The sequence below is a fragment of the Shewanella sp. c952 genome (genome assembly GCF_019654975.1).
Classification (GTDB): Bacteria; Pseudomonadota; Gammaproteobacteria; order Enterobacterales; family Shewanellaceae; genus Shewanella.
The window spans coordinates 139,087-162,348 of the sequence record NZ_BPEW01000006.1 but is presented as its reverse complement, the minus strand read 5'-3'; the positions used below and the strand labels follow the sequence as shown (position 1 = coordinate 162,348).

Genomic DNA, 23,262 nt, shown 5'->3' with positions numbered 1-23,262 from the left:
AACCTGAAATTCATCAGTCATAATCCTGCAAACAGATGAATTGACATGAAATAAAGTGTCAATATAGATTCTTAATCGATACAAAAAAGGCCTAAATCGAATATTTAGGCCTTGTTAAAATCTTAAAGCGGGTTTCTAACGGCAAGCACTATCACTTTAAGGCAGAACAATAGAAATTTCGCTACCAACGGCACTCTTGTTGATATCGATACGGGTGCCAATCTGCTCTTTCATTTCAGAAACATGAGAGATAACACCTATCATGCGCCCAGCTGATTGCAGATCCATTAAGGTGCGAACGGCCAAGTCGAGCGAGTCTTGATCTAAACTGCCAAAACCTTCATCAATAAATAGGGTATCAAGCTTAATACCACCAGCATAAGCCTGCACCACATCAGATAACCCCAATGCCATAGACAGTGCAGCCATAAAGCTTTCACCGCCGCTGAGTGTCGCCACAGGCCTTACCTTTGAGGTGTAAGCATCTTCCACTTCAAGCTCCAGCCCTGATGCTTTATTACCTTTGGCACGCTCTTCTTTGCGGATTAAACGGTAACGTCCCTTACTCATCAACTGCAGGCGCTCACTCGCTTCAAGTAATACATCGTCGAGTAATACGCTCAATACAAAACGCTGTAAACTCACTTTATTGCCAGTTTGCCCGTTAGCTACATCAGCCAGAGTGCCAACAATGGCATACTCATCTTCTAACTGTTTAGCTTGAGAGTCAGCATCGTTGAGCTGTTTTTGAGCTTGTGTTAGCTGAGTAACGCGCCCTTGCAACGCTTGCCACCCCTGCTCGGCTTGCTGTTGTTCTGTTTGCAATTGGCTCATTTGAGCAGCAATATTGTCCAATTCAGGTTTAGATTGTTGCTGCAGTTTTTCATGTAACTGCGCCAAATTAGCTTGGTTGGCTACACAATCTTGTTGATATTGATTTATCTCGGCAGCGAGTTGCTGTAGCTGCGCTTCCGGCAGCAGTGCTTGCATTAATGCCTCTAGCTCACTAAAGCCCGATGATATAAGCTGTTCATTCAGCGCTTGCAGCGCTTTATCAGCAAGTTCAGTCGCTTGTTGCAGATTGACCTCAGCACTTGCCAGCGCTGCTTTGGCTGATGCATCTTGCTCCAGCGAATGAGTGTGAGATTGACGAATAGCGTTTATGGTTTTATGTTGCTGGCTAAACCGTTCATTAGATTTAGCTATTGCGCTATTCAGCGAATCGACAGTGCGATATTGCTCTGGAATAGCCGCTAAAAGCTGCTCTAATTGCCCCTGCAATGTGGCAACTTGTGTCTGTACCCCTTGGTAAATCTCGCGCTCAGCATCAAGTGCAACTCGCAGCGCCTGCTCCTTAACTTGCCAAGTTTGCAGCTGCTCTCTTAATGTTGCTAGATGCTGTGTTGCATGGCTTCCGCTCTCAACCTGCTTTTTAAACGCTTGTTGTTGTTCGCTAAGATGCTCAGCAGATATCACAGCACTATCAGCGACGGTCTGTTCAATTCTTTGCTTCAGCTCATCAGCAACTTTTATTTGCTCTTGCAGTTTAGTACTGAGGCCTGAGTATTTAGCTCTAGCTTGAGTGAGAGCCTCCGCAGCTTGTTCCTCCGCATATTGAGCTTGTTGCAGCTGCTCTTCAGTCGGCAATTGCTGCTCACTTTGAGCAAGGTTAGGATGCTCAGCACTGCCGCAAACAGGGCACGGCTGACCAGAACTTAACTGTTGGGCTAATATCGCTGCCTGCCCGCGGTGCCAAACTAACTTTAATGTTTGATGCTGAGTCTGCGATTGTGTAAATAGCTGCCTACACTGCTGACCTTGCGCTTTTGCGGCTAGCAAAGCAGTCTGCGTGATCTCTACTTCAGACTTGGCTTTTTGCCAATGAACAAAGCGTTCCATTAGTTCAGTGTGCCCACTAAGTGCTTGTTGAGCATTCACCAAATCTGCAGCGACTAATTCCAATTGCGGTAGTTGTTGCTGCGCCGTTTGTCTTTCGGCTAATAACGCATCAAGCGCCGCTTTAGCGTTAACTCCTTTTTGTTTTGCCTGCTCGCGCTGAGTGGTTGCGAGAGCCAAGGCATTTTGCGCACTATCGAGCCCCTGAAGCTGAGGTACTAGTTGAGCTAGCTGCTGTTGCTCATTTTGAGTTTGTTGTAGCTGTAGCTCTAGTTCCGACAAACTATTAAATTGAGTTAAGCTGAGCGCTAATACGCGCTCTGCTTGCTGTTTAGTTAATTGCGCCTGCACTACCACATGCTGAGCTTGCGATGCTTCGGTATCGCGTGCTAAAGACATATCAAGCACGGGTTTAAGCAGCAGTGCCTTTTGACCAGCGTCTAGACTCGATTGCTGCAGATCCACTGTCTCTTTACGCGTGGCTAATTCAGCAGCAACTTGCTTAAGTTTATTTAAATGTTCAAAATCACTTAGCAGTAGTTTAGCCATTTCAAACTGCTTATTAACCTCAATCAAAGCCAGCTTGGCGGTTTCCTTTTGTTCGGCTGCCACTGCAAGTTGTGGCTCAAGGTTATTAAGCTCGTTTGACAGCGCTTCATCTGACTCCACTGCGATATTGTGCAACATACCGTCTCGTTTATTACGGTGATCCCGCACAGCGCCTTTTATTGCTGCAGCCTTAAACTTAAGCTTGTCTTCTATTTTGCGATAAATTTGCGTCTGGAATAACTGGCTAAATATTTTCTCTCGATCTTTAGAGTCAGCCATTAGCAGCTCTCTAAATTTACCTTGAGGTAACACCATTACTTGCCGAAATTGATCGGCATCGAGTCCGGTCAGTTGCTCAATTTCTGCTGTGGCTTCAGACACTTTACTCGGTACCAGTAGATGCTCTTTGCCATCTGCATCCAGCTTATAAAGCTGCGCTTCAGGCTTTTGTACCGTATAGCCATCGCCACTTTTCTTCGCTCGCTGTTGCTCTGGTACCCGGCGAATACGATATTGATTGTCAGCCAATGCAAACGTAAAAGTGACCTCTGTCAGCAAATCATCATTGGCATTATCGCAGCGCATCTGGCTGCCCTCACGCTCATCACCGGTTGTTTTACCGTATAGCGCAAAACAGATTGCATCGAGCAGTGTTGTCTTACCCGCACCCGTCGGACCATTAATCAAAAACAGTGGATGGCTGCCGAGTGCTTCAAAATCTGTCACTTGCTGGCCACTAAACGGCCCAAATGCAGACATTGTTAAATTAATAGGTCTCACGCTTGCTCTCCCTTATGCAGGGAATCAATAGTGTCGACAATGGCACTGTGTTGCTCCTCAGTTAACGACTCACCATATACTTGAGAGAAGAAGTCACTGAACATATCCAGTTCACCTTTTTTGATATGCTCTTTGCCAATATCAAGTTGCTGGTTTTGTGCCATTAGTCCAGTTCGTTCAAGGTGCAGTACATTGGGGTACACCGCGCGTAGTTTACCCATCGCGTCGAGAATGGCGCTTTTATCTAGCAGGCGCACCATTAGGTAATCATCTCTGTTCGGGTCAGTTTGACCTGCGAGTAGGATATCCGATAACAGTCCTCCAACGATGCGAACATCCCGCATGGCGCTTAAAGGCAGCAGGCTAATATCTGCTGTGCCAGTTGAGTCAAATTCAACCAGCGTGACTGACTTTTTCTGATTTTGTTCACTAAAAGAATATTTCAACGGCGAGCCAGAATATCGGATCTGCTCACTGCCTTTATATTGAGGACCATGCAAATGCCCTAAGGCTGTATATTGATAATCAGAAAATAGACTTGGTGATATTTTATCTGCGCCGCCGATGCTTATTGGCCTTTCTGAATCAGACTCAGTGCCACCATCTAAAAAGCAGTGGCTGATCACCACTTTTGGTAACTCTTTAGCATCATGTTCTGTCACTTGTTCAAGCAGTTTTTTCATCGCCTCTTCATGGGTGCTGACTTCACACTCAAACACATGCCGCACCATGGCAGGATCAGCATAAGGAAGCGGATAAAACATGGCACAGCCCTGCTTTCCTTTCAGCTTTATAGGATTTAAAGAAGCGCTTAAAGGCCCCACAATATGCAGTCCACTTTCTTGCATCTGCCTTGAAGCAAAACCTAAACGCTCATGGCCATCATGATTACCAGCTATCATAATGACTGATATTTTAAGCTCATTAACCAAGGTGTTTAACACTTCATTAAGCAATGCCACCGCATTTGCTGGTGGCACTGAGCGGTCATATATATCACCAGCAATGATCAGCGCATCGACATCTTTCTCTTTTGCCATTTCGATAATTTGCAGCAAGACATGTCGTTGATCGTCGAGTAGCGACTGATTATGTAATTGTCTGCCAATATGCCAGTCAGAAGTGTGGATGAATTTCATGCATTCTCGTTTATAAATGAAGGAGATGAGAGAGGCTTCTATAGTAAGAAAAGCCTCTTTGCTATACAAGTGTGATTGCCCACCTTGGTTGCTTATATTGTTGAAAGGGCTTTAGACCAGTATGCTTCTATTAGATCTTACTTTAGCACTTAAGAAAACCCAATGACGCCTATAGGGAAATTGGGGGCATTTACTCCTGTTTCTAGCATTAACTTTTTGTAATGAATCATCCACGTTGGTGCAAGGAGCACAACGTACAATTCAGTTCTCAGCAAACAACTCATTAGGATAACAAAATGAAATGTACTAAATTAATCTGTATTGCATTGGCTTTCACACCACTCGCAGCCTTTGCCGATAAAGAAGACGATGCTTTAGCAACATTGGCATTACAACGAGCGAATTTTAGCTTAGAGCAGGCTGTCGATAAGGTCACTGCAGATTATGCTAAACACATAGTCGAATTTGAAATTGATGATCATAATAATCAAGCGACCTACGAAATTGAAGCCGTTAACCTTAAAGCGGAAGAAAAACATAAAATTGAAATAAGCCTCACTGATGGTGCAGTGCTAAAACACAAGACTAAAAATGGTTTAAGTCGATTAGATGATGAGGATCTTTTAGCGCTACAAGAATTACAAGCATCAAACTTTAACTTAAGCGCAACCATTGCCCAATTAAAACTAAAATACACTGCTGATATCATTGAATTTGAGTTAGAAAATAAAAAAGGCATTACTTTCTATAAATTTAAATTAATGGGTGAACAAGGCCTAACACGCGTCATTGTAGATGTCACAACAGGTAAAGTTATACCTGTCATGAAGCGCTAATTCAGTCTATTTTATGGGGGAGATAGACTCCCCTTAGGAGTATTTTTGCGAATTCTTGTTATTGAAGATAACCTAACAACTCGGCAATACTTACAAAAAGCCCTTAAAGAGCAGGGTTATGAAGTTGATTTGGCTGAAAATGGCCAAGATGGTTTATTTTTAGCCCTTGAAGGCGACTACCAATTAATTTTACTCGATCGGATGCTACCTAAACTAGACGGTTTAACGGTATTAACCACGTTAAGAAATGCGGGCAAGCAAACTCCCGTTTTAATTCTAAGTGCTTTAGACAGCGTTTCTGAAAGAGTAAAAGGACTGCGCGAGGGCAGTGATGACTACTTGATCAAACCTTTTGCTCTTTCTGAATTGCTAGTGCGTATTGAGATATTGATTCACCGTAAAGGGTCGAATAGTGACAAACAAACCAACGTTTTGCAGGTCGCGGATCTAAAGATGGAGCTTCTGTCTCGAAAAGTATTCAGAGGAACAAATGAAGTCATTCTTCAGCCGAAAGAGTTTAAGCTACTACGTTATTTAATGGAGCATAGCGGACAAGTTGTGTCTCGCTCATTACTGTTTGAAGCCGTTTGGGATTATCAGTTTGATCCACAAACTAATGTGATTGATGTGCATATGGCAAGGTTACGAAAAAAGGTAGAATTTGATGGTCTTCCCTCCCTTCTTGAAACAGTACGTGGTGTTGGTTACCGTATGGTGGAACAGGGTTAAATCAGCTCACTCAGTATGGCGTTTAACCCGTTTATATACAGGCTTATTACTATCAGTAGTCGCCATATTGCTTGTTGTACTGTACCAATTAAGCATTGGTCAAATGAACCGCCAACAACAATTACAAATGACAAATATTATTGCTCAACAATCATTACTTGCTGAGCAATTGACGACTGCACAATTTATTGAACAATTTGAACTACAAGCTCAAAGTTCAAGGCAATACATCTTAAGCTATCAAACTAAACAACAATCTATTGGTAGATTGAGTGAAGCCCCTGCATTACCTCAATGCCCAAGCCTGGGCCGCTTCCCTATTTGGTTAGATCAATACGATGAAATTAGACTGGTTTCTGGTTGTGCACAGCCTTTAGGCTCTGGAAAGCTCATTGTCGCGGTCGATGATGAATCATTATATGAGCTTAAAGCACAATTCATTAGCGCGTCTGCGATAGCTTTGTGTTTGGCAATCTTGTTAGGCCTAATAACAGGCTTGGTATTCTCCATACGAGTGTTAAAACGTATCAATGGTTTTAACCAAGTGGCGTTGCAAGTTGAAGCAGGTCATCTTAGCGCGCGGGTTGCGGTATCAAAGCAGAATGATGAATACGATCACATGGCATTACATATCAATACTATGCTTAACCAATTGCAGCATTCTTTTGAAACTATAGCGGGTATAACTGATGCTATAGCCCATGATTTACGTACCCCCCTTAGCCATTTAAGGCAACAAATTGAATCAGAAATATTGGATAAGCAGCTTAAAAACCTGCCGACTGAATCATTGGAATCGATGCAAAGTAAACTTGATGGGGTATTGTTCACCTTTAGTTCAATGTTAGAACTTACTCGATTGCAGCAGCAACGCGAGGACAATAGCCAAAATTTCGCTACAGTTGATTTACAACAAGTCATCATCGACGCAGTCGACTTAATCGAGCCTCTTGCTGAAGAGAAGCAACAACTTGTGACTCTGCAGCTACCGTCTCCTTTATCAATCCAAGGTGATGCCACTTTACTGTTTCGTGCCATATACAATCTATTAGAAAACGCCAGTAAATATGCAGGTGTTAATGCACAAATTGAAGCGAGATTGACGCCTAACGGATTTATCATTAGCGATAATGGCCCTGGGATCAGCGATAGCGAAAAAGAGAAAGTCTTTCAGCGGTTATATCGCATTGAAAAAAGCCGTGGAGTAGCTGGTTTTGGCCTCGGTTTAACCTTAGTAAAAGCCATAATACAACTGCATAGTGGCACCATTGAGTTGTTGGATAATAAGCCAGGGCTCGCTGTTCAAATTACATTTCAGGATTGAGTGCTACTCAGAATTATCGACTTGTCGCTTACTCTGCACTTTTATTGCGCTTTGGCATTAATAAGTTCAACCATCCTGCTTGGAGAATGGTCCGCCATAGTGACAGGTTGTACCAACAAGAGTAAAAATATGTGGTTATAGAGTTAGCAACAAAGAAGAATTGCCTTAGAAATGGAGATGCCGACTGCAGAAAAAAGTGCAATGATGAACTTGCTCTGGGGCAGATTATGCCATTCACAGTGTACTCCACGATTAGAATCTGCAAATTAAAGTGGTAAACAAAGTCAGCTCAGGTAAGACAATCAAGCTTAACGACTAACATTGACCGCTTTAATGGCTAATACTGTAATGTGGACAAATAATTTACGATTTATCCTACAAAACATGACCCATTGCAAATTAGTCACTATTAAATAAAAAAATCAGTGCGTTTGTCGGTGAATATTGTTACTACAGGCTCAGATAAACCCTTTCGTCATTTTCAGGTATCGTTTTCATGCAGTATTCAAAGTTTGGTGAGAAATTTAATCGTAACTCCGGCATTAACCAGTTGATGCAAGATCTTAACGACGGACTGCGCACACCCGGTGCGATTATGCTGGGAGGCGGCAACCCTGCCAGCATTCCTGCAATGCAAGATTACTTTCATCAAGCATCAGCAGAAATGCTAGCAAATGGCGAACTTGTAGCAGCCTTAGGTAATTATGATGGTCCTCAAGGGAAAAATACTTTCTTAAAGGCGTTGGCAAACTTACTTAAAGAGACCTACGGCTGGGAGATCAGCGAAAAAAATATCAGTCTCACTAATGGCAGTCAAAGTGCATTTTTCTACTTATTTAATCTGCTCGCAGGCAAGCAAACTGATGGCAGCCACAAAAAAATTCTACTGCCTTTAGCACCTGAATATATTGGCTATAATGATGCGGGTTTAGATGATGATATCTTTGTCTCTTACCGTCCTGAAATTGAGCAACTCGATAACCGCCTATTTAAATACCATGTCGACTTTGAGCAACTAAAGGTTGATGACTCCGTGGCAGCAATATGTGTATCTCGCCCCACTAACCCAACGGGGAATGTACTGACTGACGCCGAAGTCGCCAAGCTCGATCAATTAGCCCGTGATAATGACATACCACTTATCATCGACAATGCCTACGGTACGCCGTTTCCAAATATCATTTTTGAGGAGGTTACTCCTTTTTGGAACAGCAATACCATCTTATGTATGAGCCTATCAAAATTGGGGTTGCCAGGCGTTCGCTGCGGCATCGTGATAGCGAGTGAAAAGATAACACAAGCATTGACCAACCTTAATGGCATCATCAGTCTAGCACCTGGAGGTTTCGGACCTGCGATTGCCAAGCACATGATTGAATCTGGCGATCTACTGCGCTTAAGTGAATCGGTTATTAAACCTTTTTATCAGCAAAAATCTGAATTTGCGCTGTCATTACTGCAGCAGTCAATTACTGATAAACGATTCAAAATACATAAACCCGAAGGGGCAATGTTTCTCTGGCTCTGGTTCGATGAACTGCCGATAACGACTATGGAACTTTATCGCCGCCTTAAAGAGCGTGGCGTATTGATTGTTCCTGGTGAGTATTTCTTCTTTGGTCAAAAAGAGGACTGGTCACACGCACATCAGTGTTTGCGGATGAACTACGTTCAGGATGAAGACAAAATGCGCGCTGGAATTGCGATAATCGCTGAAGAAGTGATTAAGGCGTATAAACAAGCATAGATTACTAAACAGAGCTTATAGATCATATAAGCTCTGTTTTACTTATCTGCAGCGCAATTTAATACGACAATGAATGCCAAACACCTTTAGTCAAAAACTCGTACCACTTCGGTAATGTAATGCCCTAATGTAGAAAGCTTTCTAATACGGGGCAGCAATGCAATATAACAATTTAAGAAAAAATTCCATATTGATCAGACAGTAGCTTTACGCTCATGGCAATAGACATAACAACCACCAATGGCTTGATTATTTTGGTACCTTTAGTGACCACTAAACGCGACCCTAATGTTGCTCCTATTGCTTGACCAACAAGCATGACTGCGCCAAGCATCCAGAAAACTTTACCGCCGATGGCAAAGAAAGTTAGTGATGCAATATTGGTGGAAAAGTTAAGTACCTTGGCATGGGCTGTCGCTTTTGCTAAACCAAAACCTGCAAGTGACACAAATGCTAAAGCAAAAAAACTACCAGTGCCGGGGCCAAAAAAACCGTCATAAAAACCAACGCCTAACGCCGCTGTAAAGGCAAAAACTGCAGGCGTAAGTACTTGATGCTTGTCCTCTTCGCTGATTTTCTTTGAGAATAGAAAGTAAGCACCAATCCCTAGAATAAGAAACGGCAACATCACCTCAAGAAACGCAGTATCTATCATCTGCACAGCAATAGTGCCAAGAGCGGCACCAACAAACGCGCAGGCAATACTGAGCTTCATATCTGCCAGGCTAACGAGGCCTTTACGAACGAAATACATACTGGCAAAAAAACTTCCGCCGCAGGCCTGTAACTTATTGGTAGCTAGCGCTGCTGTTGGTGGTAATCCCGCCCACATAAGGGCCGGAATAGTTAACAGACCGCCTCCTCCAGCAATTGCGTCGATAAAACCGGCTAGCATTGCCACAAAAAATAGTAGAGCAATTAACTCTAGAGTAAGTTCGATTGTCATTCAGATTAGAGCCCAAATCATTAAGTGCAGCTATTAAACGAGGTTTGCAGTAGAAACACAAAGGAGTTATCGTATATTTAGCGTGAGCAAAACTCACACAAGCATTAATAAGGTATGACGAATGTACGCACATCTTCCGCCACTTAACTCACTAAGAGCATTCGAATCTGCTGCGAGGCTCATGAGTTTTACGCTTGCTAGCAAAGAACTATATGTCACCCATGGTGCTATTAGCAAACAAGTAAAAATATTAGAAGAGTATGTAGGCATGCCGCTTTTTATACGGCAACACCGCAGCCTAAGACTCACTGATGAGGGTGAAATGTACTTCGTCAGCGTTCAATCAGCGCTGCAAACAATAAATAGCGCTAGCGCTGATTTGATGATTCAGCCATTACAGGCACAAACACTGGCGATTAATGTGTTGCCAAGTTTAACCATCAGCTGGCTTATTCCTAGAATGGAGCAGTTTAAAACGCGCTTTCCACATCTTTATGTTGATCTCTCGATTGGTGATTTTGAGGTTGATTTCAGCAGTGCGAAGTACGACATCGCAGTGCGCAGCGCCACAAGTGCACCGAAAGGCGCCAATGTAATGAAGTTGATGGATGAAGATCTTTGCCTTGTTTGTTCGCCAGAAATGAGCCTGCAACTATCCTCTTTGGAAGCCATCAATCAAATGACACTGCTCAAACACACGACTCGGCCCGATCTTTGGAATGTCTGGGCTGAAGATGTCGGCATAAATCTCACCACCGAGAACAAGTTTGGCGTAGAGCATTTTTATATGCTGAGCCAAGCTGCTGCGAGTGGTATGGGAGTGGCTCTCATTCCGCGTTTCTTTATTGAAGATGAACTCGCGAGTGGCAAACTGGTGATCCCCTTTGATGCAAAATTTACCAGTCCATACAGTTATTACTTATTAACGCCAAAATCGAGCAACCTATCTTTAAAGGTACAATCATTTATTGATTGGTTACTGGAAATCTTTCAACCTTATCGTAATTGATAAAGCGGGCTTTAATTAGGGACTGTTATCCCCGACCTACTTCAGCATAATCACCGAAGTAGGATGAGGACACTCTCTAGCTCTAAAACTCCTCTTCAGTGAGATCAAACAACTCTAAGTAATTCATCCCAGGTTGTATATTTATCTCGAAGCGTAATACCTTTTGGCACACATCATAGAGTGCCTCTCCGAACCATTCTCGGTCAAATGCATCAAGTGCTTGTATGATCCCAGCTTGTCCTAAATCGCCCTTTAGGTTGCCTGGAGTTAATGCATCGATAAAGCTCGCCACCAAACCATAAAGATCTTTCTCTGCCGGCCCCTCAACATCCCAAAGTGTAGGATCAGCATATTGACTTGCGTAATGACTTGCAGCGATATCTAAACCTATTCCGAAATTTACCAAAATTGCCTTATTGGGGTTACAGATTATATTTTTAGGACAAATGGCGCCGTGGTAGATATCCATTTGATGCATATACTGCAAACCAGTAATTAACTGTGTAAACCACATTATCGGTTGACCCAGTTCAATATCGGTAAGCTCATCAATTGAGACCCCATACTCCCAAGCTCTGGCTATGAACAACTCTTCACTTTGCGGTAACTGTCCAAAACTAAGCACTTTCTCTATATGAGGGTGGTACACTTTGGCCAAGCTTCGGTAGATGTTACTCAACATTGGCCAAGTCGCTTCTACACTGCTGTATATTGACACACCACACTGATACTGGCCTTGCAGGTGTTTAGCACGCCAAAACTGACTCGTGCTAGTGGCTGCAATAAACTGCTGTAACTCAAAGTGGTGATCAATGATTGCCCCTTTGGTAACATCAATCTTTTCTGGAACCGTGTCACACACTCCTTGATCAATCAAAGCTGACAGATCGCATCGCAATGCATCTAAATCGGTTGTTTCACCCGCAACAGCTGCTCTGTACCACTGGTAAACTCGAGGCTGTTTTGTTTGCTCCGCCAGCGCCAAGAAACCTTGCGCGTAAGCTTTAATATCGCTGCTAACACTCAATGTGTCCTTAATATCGATAAACTCAACATCACCCATGTCTGTCACAAATACACAATTACTCGTCCAGCCGCTGACCGTGAAACCGCGGCGATGGATCTGCTGCAATCCAGACACACTTCGGCGCAGGATCTCCAGTAACTGATATGTGGTCATCTGTTCAGATTCAAGTACATTGAGCGGCACACCACGAGGCATTCGAATAGGCAGCACTAATTGCTCACCATCTTGTATTAACGGCGCACAATACGGTACGCCACTGCAGCCTGATAGCGCCTGTAAACGTTGAAATTCGCTTCTTAACTGAGCCTCATGGGTTTCAGATTGGCTGCGATCTGCAAACTGAGTCGGGATCAATACTTTCAACAACCAAGGTGCAGTCCACTCACCTGGATTATATTCGGCTTGCCATACTTCTAGACCACTTTGAATAAACAAACATTTTAGTTTGGTAAAATCTTGAATTTTGTTGTTTCGTTGCTCAACAATTGCCACTTGGCCGATTGTTTCAAGTACCAATTCTTTCTGAGTATCGGTGACTTGGTGTTTTCTCGGCGCAGTAAGGCCCCACTCTTTGGTAAGGGCTGCGACTATCTGCTTTGGCGTGTAGATACTTAATGAGCCTTGATGCTTCTCAAGTTCAATCTCTTCGCCTTTTCGCCCAGTAATAAACACCATACCTTGGCACCAAGGAGCATAAACGCCGACCGGGATTTTGTGCTTGACGTTACCCGCTAAAACTCGCGCTACATAGTTTGCTTTAGCTAAGCTATTATCAACTTCTCGTCCATCAAGAGACCATGCATGTAATCCTGCATCTAATCGGCCTATGTAACCTTTAACATCGACGACATAAACGCCCCACTCACCAATAACGAGCGCATCAACTTCCATTGCTTGGCCCGATTTAGTCGGGATCTCAACATTGGTCAATAAAATATAGTCTTCTGGAAGCTCATCAGCCAACAGGGAGAATGCCCAACGTTCGGCATCATTAACCGGTGTTCCAAAACTAATCATTCTTGCCATTCTTATCTCCTTCAGTGGCAATTATATTATCTTCAACATTCTCAACGTCTGGACACAAAAAAGCCACTTATTTAAGTGGCCTTTTTTAAAACTAACATCTTACGCTTAATTTATGCGCAATTTAGTGTTTGCAGTCATCGCTGCATTCGTGGTCATCTTCAGCGAACTCATCGTCGCCCTCTTGATGCTGCATAACGCCCCAGCCATCGGTGACACCACCAAACTCTTGTGCAAACTCATGCAGGCTAAGCTCTTGCTCTACTATTGTATCGTACTCAGGGATCATATTCAGACATACGATCAATTCCCACTTACCAGAGTCATCATTTAATAGAAGCTCTATCTCGCCTTCTAAGTCTGACTTACCTAACTCTTCAATCGCAGATTCGGCATCGCGTTGATCTTCAAACACCAAGAAAAAATCAACATCGAGTGCTACGGATAGATCGATACCAGCATCGGCCATCGCTGCAAGCATTTTGCCGTTGTCATCATCTGGAAACTGCATATAAACCTCGTTTAATTGTTAAGCTTCGGCAATAATCTGCACAGATTCACCGTTAAAGCTAACCACTTCACCGGCAATCACTTTTTTACGTTTACGGGTTTCAACTTCACCGTCAACAGTCACCATACCTTCAGAAATAACATGCTTGGCTTCTCCGCCACCGCCTATCATTCCCTGTACCTTAAGTACTTTGTATAATTCTATGTATTCTTCGCCTGACTTTAATGTCAGCGTTGGAGTATCTGAACTCACTGTAATTCGCCTTAAAATAACTAAATTGACGGTATTATAACACTCTATTGGCAATCGACCTGAAAGCTTTTGCTGTGATTACACTCTTTCTGCGACGAGCAACCCATATAGGCGTTCATCTAGCCATGTATCACCGACTTTCCAGTTTTGCCTTAGTAGGCCTTCTTGGATAAAGCCACACTTATCAAGTACCTTAGTTGAAGCAATATTATCGTTTGCACAATGAGCTATCAGTTTATGTGGCGCATGCGCTAGGCATACCCAATCAACCAATGCGTTGAGTGCTTCACTTGCATAACCTTGGCCATGGGCCTCAGTATGCAACATATAACCGACCTCTAGTTGCCCTAGCGCCTCGCTGATATTATGTAAGCTAATAAAGCCTACAAATAAGTGTTGATGAACATCTTCTATCAGCAGTAATAATGTATCGTCTTCTTCCAAATTATTCGGTTTAATAATACGCTCGAACTTTTGTCGTATAACCGCTTCAGATTGAGGTTTGCGTACAAACTTATTCAACTCTTCACTTGAGTGAGTATAGAGAAAGTTGTCCCAATCACTGCTGACAACACTCCTTAATCTAAGTCTATCGGTATATAGTTCGAGCATATATTGTCCTACTTAAAACAAATGCGATTAGCCTCTGCTTGTTACTTCTAATAAATGGTAACCAAACTGAGTCTTAACAGGGCCTTGAACTTCGTTCAAAGGCGCGCTAAACACAACTTCGTCGAATTCTTTAACCATCATACCAGGGCCAAATGAACCTAGATCGCCACCTTGAGCTGAAGATGGGCAAGAAGAATTAGCTTTCGCTACATCACCAAAATCAGCGCCAGCTATAATCTGTTGCTTTAGCTCTTCACATTTTTCTTCTGTTTCTACGAGTAAGTGTCTTGCAGTTGCTTGTACCATGGGTTAACTCCTAATGTTATATAAACCTGTCAGTCGATACTTATGTATTGTTGACGAATTTTAGAAAATAAAAACCCAGCTAGTATATTGATAAAAGCTGGGTTTAAAAAGTATTTATATTACCTGCAGCTCAAGCCGCGAAAGTAAATTACTTCTGTGACGCAATCCATTCGTTCACTTTCAGTTCCATCACTTCCATTGGCAATGAACCTGAGGTGAGTATTTGATCATGAAATGCTTTCAGATCAAATCTATCACCTAAAGCTTCTTCTGCTTGTGCACGAAGGGCGAGGATCTTTAACTGGCCGACCTTATAAGATAATGCTTGACCGGGAATAGCCATGTAACGCTCAACTTCAGCAATGATGTCTGACTCAGCCATAGGAGAGTTATCCATCATGTACTGGATCGCTTGTTCACGAGTCCAGCCTTTGGCGTGTAATCCGGTATCAACAACAAGTCGCATAGCACGAAGCATCTCATCAGATAACTTACCAAAGTACTGGTATGGATCTTCAAAAAGTCCCATTTCAATGCCTAAGTATTCAGCATACAAGGCCCAGCCCTCTTCAAAGGCGGTGTAGTTACCAAAACGCTGAAATTCGGGAACACCGGTTAGCTCTTGCTTAATCGCAATTTGGAAATGATGTCCAGGTGCAGCCTCGTGTAATGACAAAGTCGTCATGCCCCACTTTGGCTGCGCTTTTAGGTTATAGGTATTGATGTAGAAAACGCCAGGACGCGAACCATCAACAGCTGGTGATTCATAAGATGCCCCAGCAGCTGATTTCTCTCTGAAACTTTCTACCGGTTTAACAACATAATCTGCTTTTGGCATAACGTTAAAGTATTTAGGTAACTCAACATTGATCTTGTCTTTTAACGCCATATAGCCATCGACTAGGCCCTGACGATCGTCAAAGAAATACTGTGGCTCAGAAGAAAGGGATGCGAAGAAAGCGGTCAAATCACCTTTAAAACCAACCTGCTGACGAACTTTATCCATCTCTGATAGTATTCTGGCAACCTCTTCAAGGCCTATTTTATGGATCTCATCGACAGGCATTGTGGTTGTAGTATGAGTATTGGCTAAATGTTGATACCAAACTTTACCATTTGGTAAGCCCCACCATCCATCACTTGCGCGTGCAGATTTGAGATACGTATTCTGGAAATAATCTCTCAATGCCGTCATTTCTGGGATCAGCTTGCCAGCAACAAGCGCTGTATATTCGGCCGTTAGCGCTGCTTTATCTTCAGCAGAGAAGGAATCTGGCATCATGCTGATAGGTGTATAAAACAAACTATCTTCTGGCTTAGCAACTAACTGAGCAGTCAGCTGTGGGATAATGCGATCGACTAGCACTCGCGGTAACACAACTTTGCTCTCAATCCCTTCATTCATACGTACTTGTGCTTGCTTCATCCACTCGATAAAACCAAGTAGACGTTTTTCCCAATTCCGATAATCTTCCTCCGTTTTAAATGGTTGAGCGCTTTCGCCGCTGCCTAACTGAACCATGCTAATCACAGTGCTATAAAACTGGTTCATCGGCATAAAGTGATTCGGGAATGTCTCATCAGCTAAGGCGACATTACGATCATAAGTAAACATGTCATAACTGAGTCTAAGATCTGCAGGTAACTGACTGCGATCTAACTTTTTAACTTCTGCTAAGTAGCGCTTATTTAAGTTATGACGCTTCGTGAGGTATGCATCAGACAAACCATCACCGAATTGGTCGTTGAAATCATTAACGCCAACAAAAGTGGCATAAATAGGCTCTAGTTCAAGTTGATCTTGGAAAAAATTATCGACTAATAATAGGTACGCTTGCTCAACCGTCTGCTCTTGGCTAGCGACTGGAGTCTTAACTGTATCTACTTCATTTAATTGGCTGTTTGATTTATCACCACAACCTGTCATAGCAAGTGCCATGCTTATGGACAATGCGACTATCGCCTTTTTCATTCCAAATCTTCCTTTTATTCAATGTAAGTGAGCGATCTTTTCTATACTTAACCATCAGTCGTATAGGAGTGACTCATGATTTACTCTTTTAGTAATTCTGGTTTTAGAGATCCTGAAACTGGCGTATATAACCAAACCTATTTCATGGAAGTATTCAATCGTGAATGGCATCGCCATATACGCGACCACCAAAGTCTGGCCTTATTGTATCTATGCCCGCACATTCATGAAACTATTTCCCAACCTCAATTGTTAGAATTATTCATGAAGCAGGTTCAACAGGCGTTAATGCGCACCACAGATCTGCTCGCTAGGATAAATAATCAATCATTTGCGCTAGCTATTTTCGAAACAGATATTAATGGTGCCAAGGTTGTTATCGAGCGTGTAGAACATAAAATAGCGGATTTCAATAAAACCTACCAAAGCCAAGCGCATACGGAAATATCCTATGAACTCAATGGCTGCATCTGTCTGCCTTCAGCCAATAAATACCCAGAAACACTATTTGAAACAGTCGAACAGCAAAGTCTCAGCATGCGTGATAATCACTCTAGAGCAGGTCAACTCATTAAACTTTGAGCCCAATATTTATAAGTACATAAATACCAATCAGTATAAAGGTTTGATCGCTCAGCGAGAGTTTAGCGGCTCAGAGGCAAGGCTATGAATGAAGGACATAGTTCTATCTACGTTCAAGTTCATTAAAGCAGCATCATTACCGCTAAAGCTGGCCTGTAGGAGTGCTTTTGGCTTCCTACTTCTGCGTTGCATAAACTCATAAGGGAATAACCATTATGTCATTGTTCACTTTGGATTAATCTGCCTTGAATTAGTCCGCAAAAAACACTCTGAGTAGATCAACTTCCTATACTGAGTGGGATAAACGATGTTATCTTCAGTTTCATTTACTACAGAAATAAAAAAAGCCTCTATAAAGAGGCTTTTTTTCACTCGTTAAAGTTAAAGCGCTACGTTATGAACACGTGCTTTTTCTTTAATGTAAGAGATATAACTTTTAGCTGCACGACCTGTTTTCTTGTCGTTTGCCGCAAGCTTGGCATACTTGTATGCGCTCTTATATTGCTTCAGATTAAGGTAAGCAAGTGCAAGTTCAAACTGAACTTCACCTGGGCTCTTAACGCCAGCATCAAGTGCTTTCTTAAGTGCTGTAATTGCCGGTTTACTTTTTCCGTCCAGAGACAAAATACGTCCTTGGCGAAGGTAAAGCTTACCATCATTGTCTATAGCAGCAGCTTTACCGTAAGTCGCAGCAGCCTCTTTCAGCTCCTTTGAATTATGGTAAAAACCAGCCAAGATAGTTAGCGTTTTCTCATCTTCTTTAACTAAACCTGACTTCATATGCTTAGCATAGATTTGAGCAGCGCGGTATGGCGAACCATTCTGTGCTAACAACTGCGTTAAACGTTGAATGTTACCCGCAGTTTCCAAAAATCCATTCTTGTAAGCTAAGTCATAAGTCGCTAGCGACTTGGTGAAGTCTTCAGTCATAAGATAGAACTGAGCGAGCTGAACCCAAAGGCGCTTATCTTCTTGGAACAATGGCACCATTGTTTCAAGTACTTTAACCGCTGCTTTGTAGTCCTTTTTGTTGAAATAAGCAGTCAACTTCATCTGATACAAACCTTTATCTGGCTTGTCAGAAATAGCTAAACCCTTATCGGCAACTTTAAGAACATTATCCCACTGCTTTTGTTCGGAGTAAGCAATACCTATACGACGATAGACCTGTGCATCTTCCTTACAGGTAAACTCCATCCAGCTGTAATAAGCTGGGATAGACTCTTTAAACTTCTTCTCTTGAATTAAGAGATCAGCATAAAGTCTTTGAGTTCCCGCATGGTCAACGCCGCCTAAAATATCGGCATCAACTGCTGTTTTTAAATACTTAACAGCGGTTTTCATCTGACCTTTTTCAGCGTAAAAGTTACCTAACATTCTCGCGACATATGCTTTATCAAAATCACTTTTAGCGTTTGCTTCCAGCAATATAGCAAGTGCTTCGTCAAGATTGCCTTCGGTATAGGCATCAAAAGATTTCTGAACTTTTTTAGCTACACTTTGACCTACAGCTTTAGATTTACGCTTATCTATCGGACATTTCTCTGCTGCAGATACAGCAGGGACGATAGCAAGGCTTCCGCCTAGAGTAAGCAATAAGGCGGCTGCGATAGTATTTACTTTACGCATAACTATCTTCCTCCTTTATCTAAAGTGAAATCAAGTTGAACAGTCTGACCAGGTACCCTTTGCGCTTTACCATCAATAATTCTAGGCTTGTATTTCCACTTTTTAAGTGCTCTACGAGCTTCTTTATCAAAGACACGCTTTGGTTGAGCTTTAATGACTTTTACGTCTTCAACACCACCAAGTTCGTTAATAGTAAAGCTTAGCTGTACCCAGCCTTCTTTACCATCACGGGCTGCTGCTATTGGATACTGAGGTTCGATTCGTACGATAGGCGTAGCATCGCCGTCTCGAGTCATCATGTTACCCAGTTTAAATCCAGTGTTAGCTCCGCCGGCATCGACTCCACCCATGTTAAATGACATATTTGTATCTATGTCAGATGAACTATCTGGTGGCGTCGTATCCGGTTTTGGCGGCTGCTCTGGGGGTGTAGGCGGTTTAGGCTTAACCCTTGGCTTTTTCTGCGCTGATGCATCATCTTTGTTCATGGTGATTTCAATGACAGGAGATTCTGTCGAGGCATCGTGGCGGGTTGGACCGCCACCTACCAAAAACGCCATGAAGACAAACAAAGCAAAAGTCACAGCACCACCAATAATGAATGATACTATTCCTCTCAGCATATTATTCGTTCCCCGCCGATACAGATATCTTATCGATACCCGCAGCTTTAACGTTATCAAGAACCTTAACCACTAAACCATGCTTAGCTTCTTGGTCTGCTTGAATTAATACTGCAGCCTCAGGTGCTTCTGCAAGCATACGCTCTACGTTCGCAGTTACACGCTCGATATCAACTTGACGGTTTTCCATCATGATGACACCAGTCTTGCTCACACCAATAAAGATGTTAGCAGAAGGCTTCTTAGTCGCTTGTGACGCTTCAGGCTTGTTATAATCAAGGCCTGATGGCTTTACAAACGAGGTTGTTACAATAAAGAAGATAAGCATGATAAACACGATGTCGAGCATCGGTGTCATATCAATCTCTGCTTCTTCGTCTACGCTTGAATGCTTTCTACGTGCCATGTTCAATCTCTCTCTAGTGGTGAGGCATGCTGTCTTTTAGCTTTGCTAAACTGATTTTCATTTTTGCATCAAGGCGAGTACTAAAGAATACTCCCGATAATGCTGCAACCATTCCCGCCATTGTCGGCATGGTTGCCATTGAAATACCAGCTGCCATCATACGAGCATTACTCGTCCCATGAACTGCCATCACATCGAATACTGAAATCATACCGGTTACGGTACCTAGTAGACCTATCATAGGACAGATTGCTACTAGCGTTTTGATTAACAGCATACGTGCGGTTAAATCTTGCTTCGCTTGGGATACCCAAGCTTCACGGATGCGGTGAGCGTACCAAGAGGTTGAATCCTCTCGTGCTTCCCATGCGCTAATGATTGCTTTGTGCTCTTTTGGAGATATCCAATTTAGATACCAGTAGCGTTCAAGCATCAATACCCACATGACAAACAATACAGCCGCAACCAGCCAGAGGACGTCGCCCCCGGAGGCCATGAAGCCCCTGACGGAATCCCAGATATCCATCAGGAATAACATTAGGCTTTCCTCTTCTCAGCGTGTGAAGCAACAATACCCGCACTTTGCTCTTCTAGAACTTGTACGATTGACTTGCTACGCGCAATAACAACGGCATGCATCAGCATAAGTGGTAGAGCAGCAACTAGACCTTGTACAGTAGTCATAAGTGCCATAGAGATACCACCAGCCATTAGCTTAGGATCACCCGTACCAAACAGCTGAATGCTTTGGAAGGTTGCAATCATACCGGTTACAGTACCAAGTAGACCCATCATAGGTGCGATAGCCGCTAGAACCTTAATGATAGAGATACGAGTTTCAAGCGCAGGCGTTTCTTTTAGAATTGCTTCGTCAAGTTTCAGCTCTAGCGTTTCAACATCAACATCTTTGTTGTCTTGGTAAGCTTTAAGTACACGACCTAATGCGTTGTTACCAGGGTTTTCAACATTCTTACGTTGTGCATTCACTTTAGCGCCAACAACACCAAGAGTAACTAAACGCTCGATAGAGATTAGAGCACCAAGAACAAGTAGACCGATAATGATGTAACCAATTGTTCCACCCGCTTCAATACGCTCTTCAATTGTTGCTTTCTGCGTAAAGATATTCAGTAGAACACCTTTAACAGGGTCAATATAAAGCTTAGCAGTGCCTGAAGTCGTTGCTTCAAACTTAGCGACTGGGCTTACTTGGTAACCGTCTGGTTGCTGTGATAGCTGCTGAACTAGGCCTAGGTCAGCGTTGTAAACAACATACTTACCATCAGCAAGTAGGTTGAAAGGACCAACACGAGTAATTGTTGTGTTAGTCACGCTACCGTCAATACCCGTTACTGAACCGTCAAACTTAACAACTTTTCCAGATTCAGCCATTTCAAACAACTGCTCTTCCCAGAAACGCTCAAGCTCGTCAATTTTTGGTAGTTGCTTACGAGCACCAAGGTCAGCAATAAATACGTCACGACCAGGATACTGTGCAGAGATGTTTGAGCCGCCTAACTTACCAGCGAAATCACCAGCATCACCTTTAACAACACCAAACATTTCACCCAAGTCACCTTGAGCTGTTTTCAAGTCTTCTTCTAACTGGCCAATTTTACGCTCATTGTCCAAGAAAGCTTGGTTTAAGTCTTTACCGCGTTGACGCTCTGCAGCTAAAGCATTTTTCTCACGCTTTAATAGTGCAGCTTTATCGCCACGCTCGTTTTTGAACTCTTGCTCACGCTTTGCGTTAGTCTTAGATGCATTCGCACGGTCAACTTTAACTTGATTAAGTAGTTGATCGATTGTTTTTGGTGCATCAGCAGCGCTAGCAAAACCTGCAGTTAATGTCAGGCTCGCAGCAACGATTGCTGTAGTAATTAACTTCTTCATTATTGTGCAGCCTCCGCAGCAGGAATTGGTAACGAGAATAGATCCGGAGCACCCTGTTTACGTGCAATTCGAATACCTTTAGTCAGTTCACGTAGATAGCTATCATCTAATGCGTCCCAACCTTTTGTTTCATCGTTATACATCCAAGCAGCCTTACCGTCTAAGCTTTGTGCGTATAGAGCAACACGGCCTAGGTTAAAGAAATCAACAAGCACTTCTTTACCGTCAAGTTCTAACTGACCTGTTTTAACAGCTACGAAACTGCCGTACTCACGCTCAATTGAGTATGCGTCTAGAATTAGACGATACTTTTCAGCAAGTGTGACTTCAGCACTATTAAGAAGGTTTTTAAGGTTTTGAACACGCTCTACACGTGTTTCAGTGTTAAATGGTAGATCAAGAGCGACAAACTGCTCTAATGCGTCAACCATCTTAAACATCAATGGCACAACGCCTTGACGTAATGCATCAACACCGTTGATGTCATCTTGAATAGATTTCATGGTAGCTTCTTGGTCTGCAACCAAGCCTGCTACGTAATCGTTATAAGATTTTAGTGATTCACGCTCATCAGCAACTGAACCATACTCGAACAACATGTCCTGAGCTTGGTCAAAATACTTATCAACTTTCTTCTGAGACGTTGCCGCTTCAGCGTGAATTTTACTGTCTGCTTTCTGAACATCAGAAAGAGGATCGGCAATCACTAAGTTACTGCCTGCTAGGGCTAGTGCGCCTATTAGCGCTGTAGCGATTTTTGTTTTATTGCTTACCTTGGACATAGTTCCCAACCAATTTGAAGTGATTAAAAAAGCTTTAACTTATCGACAACAGGGTGCGTACGCTTATTTTGCTTTAGTTCCCAGTGCCTAAGCTCGTCTTTCTATTGTGATTGTTAATTATTATCTTCCCTTTTCTACACCTTCGAGGGTGTAGACCCGCTGGCATCATTTCACAAAATGTTGACCTGTGTCAACATTTGGAATTGGCTAAAACTGTCTAAAAAGAACCTTAAAGGATGTAAAATAGTCAAAAGGGACTTTTTTTGAAATCTTATGTAATCGGCATTCTAGTTTTACGGTAACAATATAATGAAATGTCTTCATAATAGGTTGTTATATAAAGAAATAGATATAGAGGTCAAAAAACATGCAAGTTAACAATATCGCAACATGAATTTATATAGGGAGTGATAGATAAAACACTAACTTGTATTAAACTAGCTTAAAAATAACATTCACTACTTCGGGGTAATTTATTGTCTCGTTTGAATAGGGGCTAAAGGTGTTTAGTAAAAGGCAATAGGCCTTGAAAACGACCTGAACAATAAGATTTATTGCCTAACTACAATGTGGTCTTACCACGCAAAGCAAAAAATAAAGCCTCAACTAAGCGTTCTCAATCTTCTAGTTCAGGACTGTATAATCGCTAAATATCACTTTGTTGGAATGATGATTGGTAACCGCCCAAG

General features: G+C 42.6%; 21 protein-coding genes. 6 read left to right on the top strand and 15 right to left on the bottom strand.

Going from position 1 to position 23,262, the window contains the following annotated elements; genetic code table 11:
* Positions 1-156: 156 nt before the first annotated feature.
* Both K5R16_RS06845 and K5R16_RS06840 read right to left on the bottom strand, forming a co-directional pair.
* On the bottom strand, positions 157-3,225 hold the full coding sequence (locus K5R16_RS06845) for an AAA family ATPase (RefSeq protein WP_220736782.1): 3,069 nt from the start codon (positions 3,223-3,225) through the stop codon (positions 157-159).
* On the bottom strand, positions 3,222-4,364 hold the full coding sequence (locus tag K5R16_RS06840; protein WP_220736781.1) for an exonuclease SbcCD subunit D: 1,143 nt from the start codon (positions 4,362-4,364) through the stop codon (positions 3,222-3,224). Before K5R16_RS06840 ends, K5R16_RS06845 begins: the two co-directional genes overlap by 4 nt.
* A gap of 296 nt (positions 4,365-4,660) precedes the next feature.
* On the opposite strand from K5R16_RS06840, the gene K5R16_RS06835 reads away from it, so the two are divergent.
* The 4 genes from K5R16_RS06835 to K5R16_RS06820 all read left to right on the top strand — a co-directional run bounded on the left by K5R16_RS06835 (position 4,661) and on the right by K5R16_RS06820 (position 9,000).
* The gene (locus K5R16_RS06835) at positions 4,661-5,200 is read left to right on the top strand and encodes a PepSY domain-containing protein (RefSeq protein ID WP_220736780.1); all 540 of its coding nucleotides are present in this window, start codon (positions 4,661-4,663) and stop codon (positions 5,198-5,200) included.
* Positions 5,201-5,245: 45 nt separating this feature from the next.
* Positions 5,246-5,929: a response regulator transcription factor gene (locus K5R16_RS06830; protein WP_220736779.1), complete on the top strand. Its 684-nt coding sequence runs from the start codon at positions 5,246-5,248 to the stop codon at positions 5,927-5,929.
* A complete protein-coding gene (locus K5R16_RS06825; RefSeq protein WP_220736778.1) occupies positions 5,865-7,253 on the top strand; it encodes a HAMP domain-containing sensor histidine kinase in 1,389 nt (462 codons plus the stop codon). Before K5R16_RS06830 ends, K5R16_RS06825 begins: the two co-directional genes overlap by 65 nt.
* 496 nt (positions 7,254-7,749) lie before the next feature.
* The gene (locus K5R16_RS06820; protein ID WP_220736777.1) at positions 7,750-9,000 is read left to right on the top strand and encodes a valine--pyruvate transaminase; all 1,251 of its coding nucleotides are present in this window, start codon (positions 7,750-7,752) and stop codon (positions 8,998-9,000) included.
* 172 nt (positions 9,001-9,172) lie between these two features.
* Here K5R16_RS06820 and K5R16_RS06815 read toward each other — a convergent pair whose 3' ends face one another.
* Complete coding sequence (locus K5R16_RS06815; protein WP_220736776.1) at positions 9,173-9,946, bottom strand: TSUP family transporter; 774 nt, start codon at positions 9,944-9,946, stop codon at positions 9,173-9,175.
* Positions 9,947-10,067: 121 nt separating this feature from the next.
* Between K5R16_RS06815 and K5R16_RS06810 the strand changes: the two genes are divergently transcribed.
* Positions 10,068-10,955: a LysR substrate-binding domain-containing protein gene (locus K5R16_RS06810; RefSeq protein ID WP_220736775.1), complete on the top strand. Its 888-nt coding sequence runs from the start codon at positions 10,068-10,070 to the stop codon at positions 10,953-10,955.
* 82 nt (positions 10,956-11,037) lie between these two features.
* Here the strand turns inward: K5R16_RS06810 and K5R16_RS06805 are convergent, their stop codons facing one another.
* The 6 genes from K5R16_RS06805 to K5R16_RS06780 form a co-directional block, all read right to left on the bottom strand.
* Positions 11,038-13,008, bottom strand: coding sequence for an NERD domain-containing protein kinase family protein (locus tag K5R16_RS06805; protein ID WP_220736774.1), 1,971 nt, complete (start codon positions 13,006-13,008; stop codon positions 11,038-11,040).
* A 121-nt stretch (positions 13,009-13,129) separates the two neighbouring features.
* A complete protein-coding gene (locus K5R16_RS06800) occupies positions 13,130-13,516 on the bottom strand; it encodes a ribonuclease E inhibitor RraB (RefSeq protein ID WP_220736773.1) in 387 nt (128 codons plus the stop codon).
* A gap of 18 nt (positions 13,517-13,534) precedes the next feature.
* A complete protein-coding gene (locus K5R16_RS06795) occupies positions 13,535-13,768 on the bottom strand; it encodes an RNA-binding S4 domain-containing protein (protein ID WP_220736772.1) in 234 nt (77 codons plus the stop codon).
* Between the two features lie 78 nt (positions 13,769-13,846).
* Complete coding sequence (locus K5R16_RS06790; RefSeq protein ID WP_220736771.1) at positions 13,847-14,380, bottom strand: GNAT family N-acetyltransferase; 534 nt, start codon at positions 14,378-14,380, stop codon at positions 13,847-13,849.
* Between the two features lie 27 nt (positions 14,381-14,407).
* The gene (locus K5R16_RS06785) at positions 14,408-14,686 is read right to left on the bottom strand and encodes a peptidylprolyl isomerase (RefSeq protein WP_220736770.1); all 279 of its coding nucleotides are present in this window, start codon (positions 14,684-14,686) and stop codon (positions 14,408-14,410) included.
* A gap of 148 nt (positions 14,687-14,834) precedes the next feature.
* A complete protein-coding gene (locus tag K5R16_RS06780) occupies positions 14,835-16,658 on the bottom strand; it encodes a DUF885 family protein (RefSeq protein WP_220736769.1) in 1,824 nt (607 codons plus the stop codon).
* Between the two features lie 75 nt (positions 16,659-16,733).
* Between K5R16_RS06780 and K5R16_RS06775 the strand changes: the two genes are divergently transcribed.
* Positions 16,734-17,240 carry a diguanylate cyclase domain-containing protein gene (locus K5R16_RS06775; protein WP_220736768.1) on the top strand — a complete coding sequence of 169 codons (507 nt, stop codon included), beginning with the start codon at positions 16,734-16,736 and terminating at the stop codon, positions 17,238-17,240.
* A 381-nt stretch (positions 17,241-17,621) separates the two neighbouring features.
* Here the strand turns inward: K5R16_RS06775 and K5R16_RS06770 are convergent, their stop codons facing one another.
* Genes K5R16_RS06770 through K5R16_RS06745 form a run of 6 tightly spaced genes read right to left on the bottom strand, consistent with a single transcriptional unit; the run spans position 17,622 to position 22,573 of the window.
* On the bottom strand, positions 17,622-18,869 hold the full coding sequence (locus K5R16_RS06770) for a lipopolysaccharide assembly protein LapB (RefSeq protein ID WP_220736767.1): 1,248 nt from the start codon (positions 18,867-18,869) through the stop codon (positions 17,622-17,624).
* Positions 18,870-18,871: 2 nt separating this feature from the next.
* On the bottom strand, positions 18,872-19,492 hold the full coding sequence (locus K5R16_RS06765) for an energy transducer TonB (RefSeq protein WP_220736766.1): 621 nt from the start codon (positions 19,490-19,492) through the stop codon (positions 18,872-18,874).
* Between the two features lies 1 nt (position 19,493).
* Positions 19,494-19,898 (bottom strand): biopolymer transporter ExbD, encoded by a 405-nt coding sequence (locus K5R16_RS06760; RefSeq protein ID WP_020913264.1) that lies wholly within the window; start codon positions 19,896-19,898, stop codon positions 19,494-19,496.
* Between the two features lie 13 nt (positions 19,899-19,911).
* Positions 19,912-20,436, bottom strand: coding sequence for a MotA/TolQ/ExbB proton channel family protein (locus K5R16_RS06755; protein WP_044555952.1), 525 nt, complete (start codon positions 20,434-20,436; stop codon positions 19,912-19,914).
* A complete protein-coding gene (locus K5R16_RS06750) occupies positions 20,436-21,791 on the bottom strand; it encodes a MotA/TolQ/ExbB proton channel family protein (protein WP_220736765.1) in 1,356 nt (451 codons plus the stop codon). Before K5R16_RS06750 ends, K5R16_RS06755 begins: the two co-directional genes overlap by 1 nt.
* A complete protein-coding gene (locus K5R16_RS06745; protein ID WP_044555953.1) occupies positions 21,791-22,573 on the bottom strand; it encodes a DUF3450 domain-containing protein in 783 nt (260 codons plus the stop codon). The genes K5R16_RS06750 and K5R16_RS06745 overlap by 1 nt, the downstream gene beginning before the upstream one ends.
* Positions 22,574-23,262: the final 689 nt, after the last annotated feature.

Excerpts from the sequence above, each read along its gene's own strand:
- K5R16_RS06750 (WP_220736765.1), bottom strand. The coding sequence starts at position 21,791 with ATGAAGAAGTTAATTACTACAGCAATCGTTGCTGCGAGCCTGACATTA.
- K5R16_RS06780 (WP_220736769.1), bottom strand. The coding sequence starts at position 16,658 with ATGAAAAAGGCGATAGTCGCATTGTCCATAAGCATGGCACTTGCTATG.
- K5R16_RS06820 (WP_220736777.1), top strand. The coding sequence starts at position 7,750 with ATGCAGTATTCAAAGTTTGGTGAGAAATTTAATCGTAACTCCGGCATT.
- K5R16_RS06835 (WP_220736780.1), top strand. The coding sequence starts at position 4,661 with ATGAAATGTACTAAATTAATCTGTATTGCATTGGCTTTCACACCACTC.
- K5R16_RS06805 (WP_220736774.1), bottom strand. The coding sequence starts at position 13,008 with ATGGCAAGAATGATTAGTTTTGGAACACCGGTTAATGATGCCGAACGT.
- K5R16_RS06770 (WP_220736767.1), bottom strand. The coding sequence starts at position 18,869 with ATGCGTAAAGTAAATACTATCGCAGCCGCCTTATTGCTTACTCTAGGC.
- K5R16_RS06755 (WP_044555952.1), bottom strand. The coding sequence starts at position 20,436 with ATGTTATTCCTGATGGATATCTGGGATTCCGTCAGGGGCTTCATGGCC.
- K5R16_RS06800 (WP_220736773.1), bottom strand. The coding sequence starts at position 13,516 with ATGCAGTTTCCAGATGATGACAACGGCAAAATGCTTGCAGCGATGGCC.
- K5R16_RS06810 (WP_220736775.1), top strand. The coding sequence starts at position 10,068 with ATGTACGCACATCTTCCGCCACTTAACTCACTAAGAGCATTCGAATCT.
- K5R16_RS06775 (WP_220736768.1), top strand. The coding sequence starts at position 16,734 with ATGATTTACTCTTTTAGTAATTCTGGTTTTAGAGATCCTGAAACTGGC.
- K5R16_RS06815 (WP_220736776.1), bottom strand. The coding sequence starts at position 9,946 with ATGACAATCGAACTTACTCTAGAGTTAATTGCTCTACTATTTTTTGTG.
- K5R16_RS06790 (WP_220736771.1), bottom strand. The coding sequence starts at position 14,380 with ATGCTCGAACTATATACCGATAGACTTAGATTAAGGAGTGTTGTCAGC.
- K5R16_RS06825 (WP_220736778.1), top strand. The coding sequence starts at position 5,865 with ATGGTCTTCCCTCCCTTCTTGAAACAGTACGTGGTGTTGGTTACCGTA.
- K5R16_RS06745 (WP_044555953.1), bottom strand. The coding sequence starts at position 22,573 with ATGTCCAAGGTAAGCAATAAAACAAAAATCGCTACAGCGCTAATAGGC.
- K5R16_RS06765 (WP_220736766.1), bottom strand. The coding sequence starts at position 19,492 with ATGCTGAGAGGAATAGTATCATTCATTATTGGTGGTGCTGTGACTTTT.
- K5R16_RS06760 (WP_020913264.1), bottom strand. The coding sequence starts at position 19,898 with ATGGCACGTAGAAAGCATTCAAGCGTAGACGAAGAAGCAGAGATTGAT.
- K5R16_RS06785 (WP_220736770.1), bottom strand. The coding sequence starts at position 14,686 with ATGGTACAAGCAACTGCAAGACACTTACTCGTAGAAACAGAAGAAAAA.
- K5R16_RS06840 (WP_220736781.1), bottom strand. The coding sequence starts at position 4,364 with ATGAAATTCATCCACACTTCTGACTGGCATATTGGCAGACAATTACAT.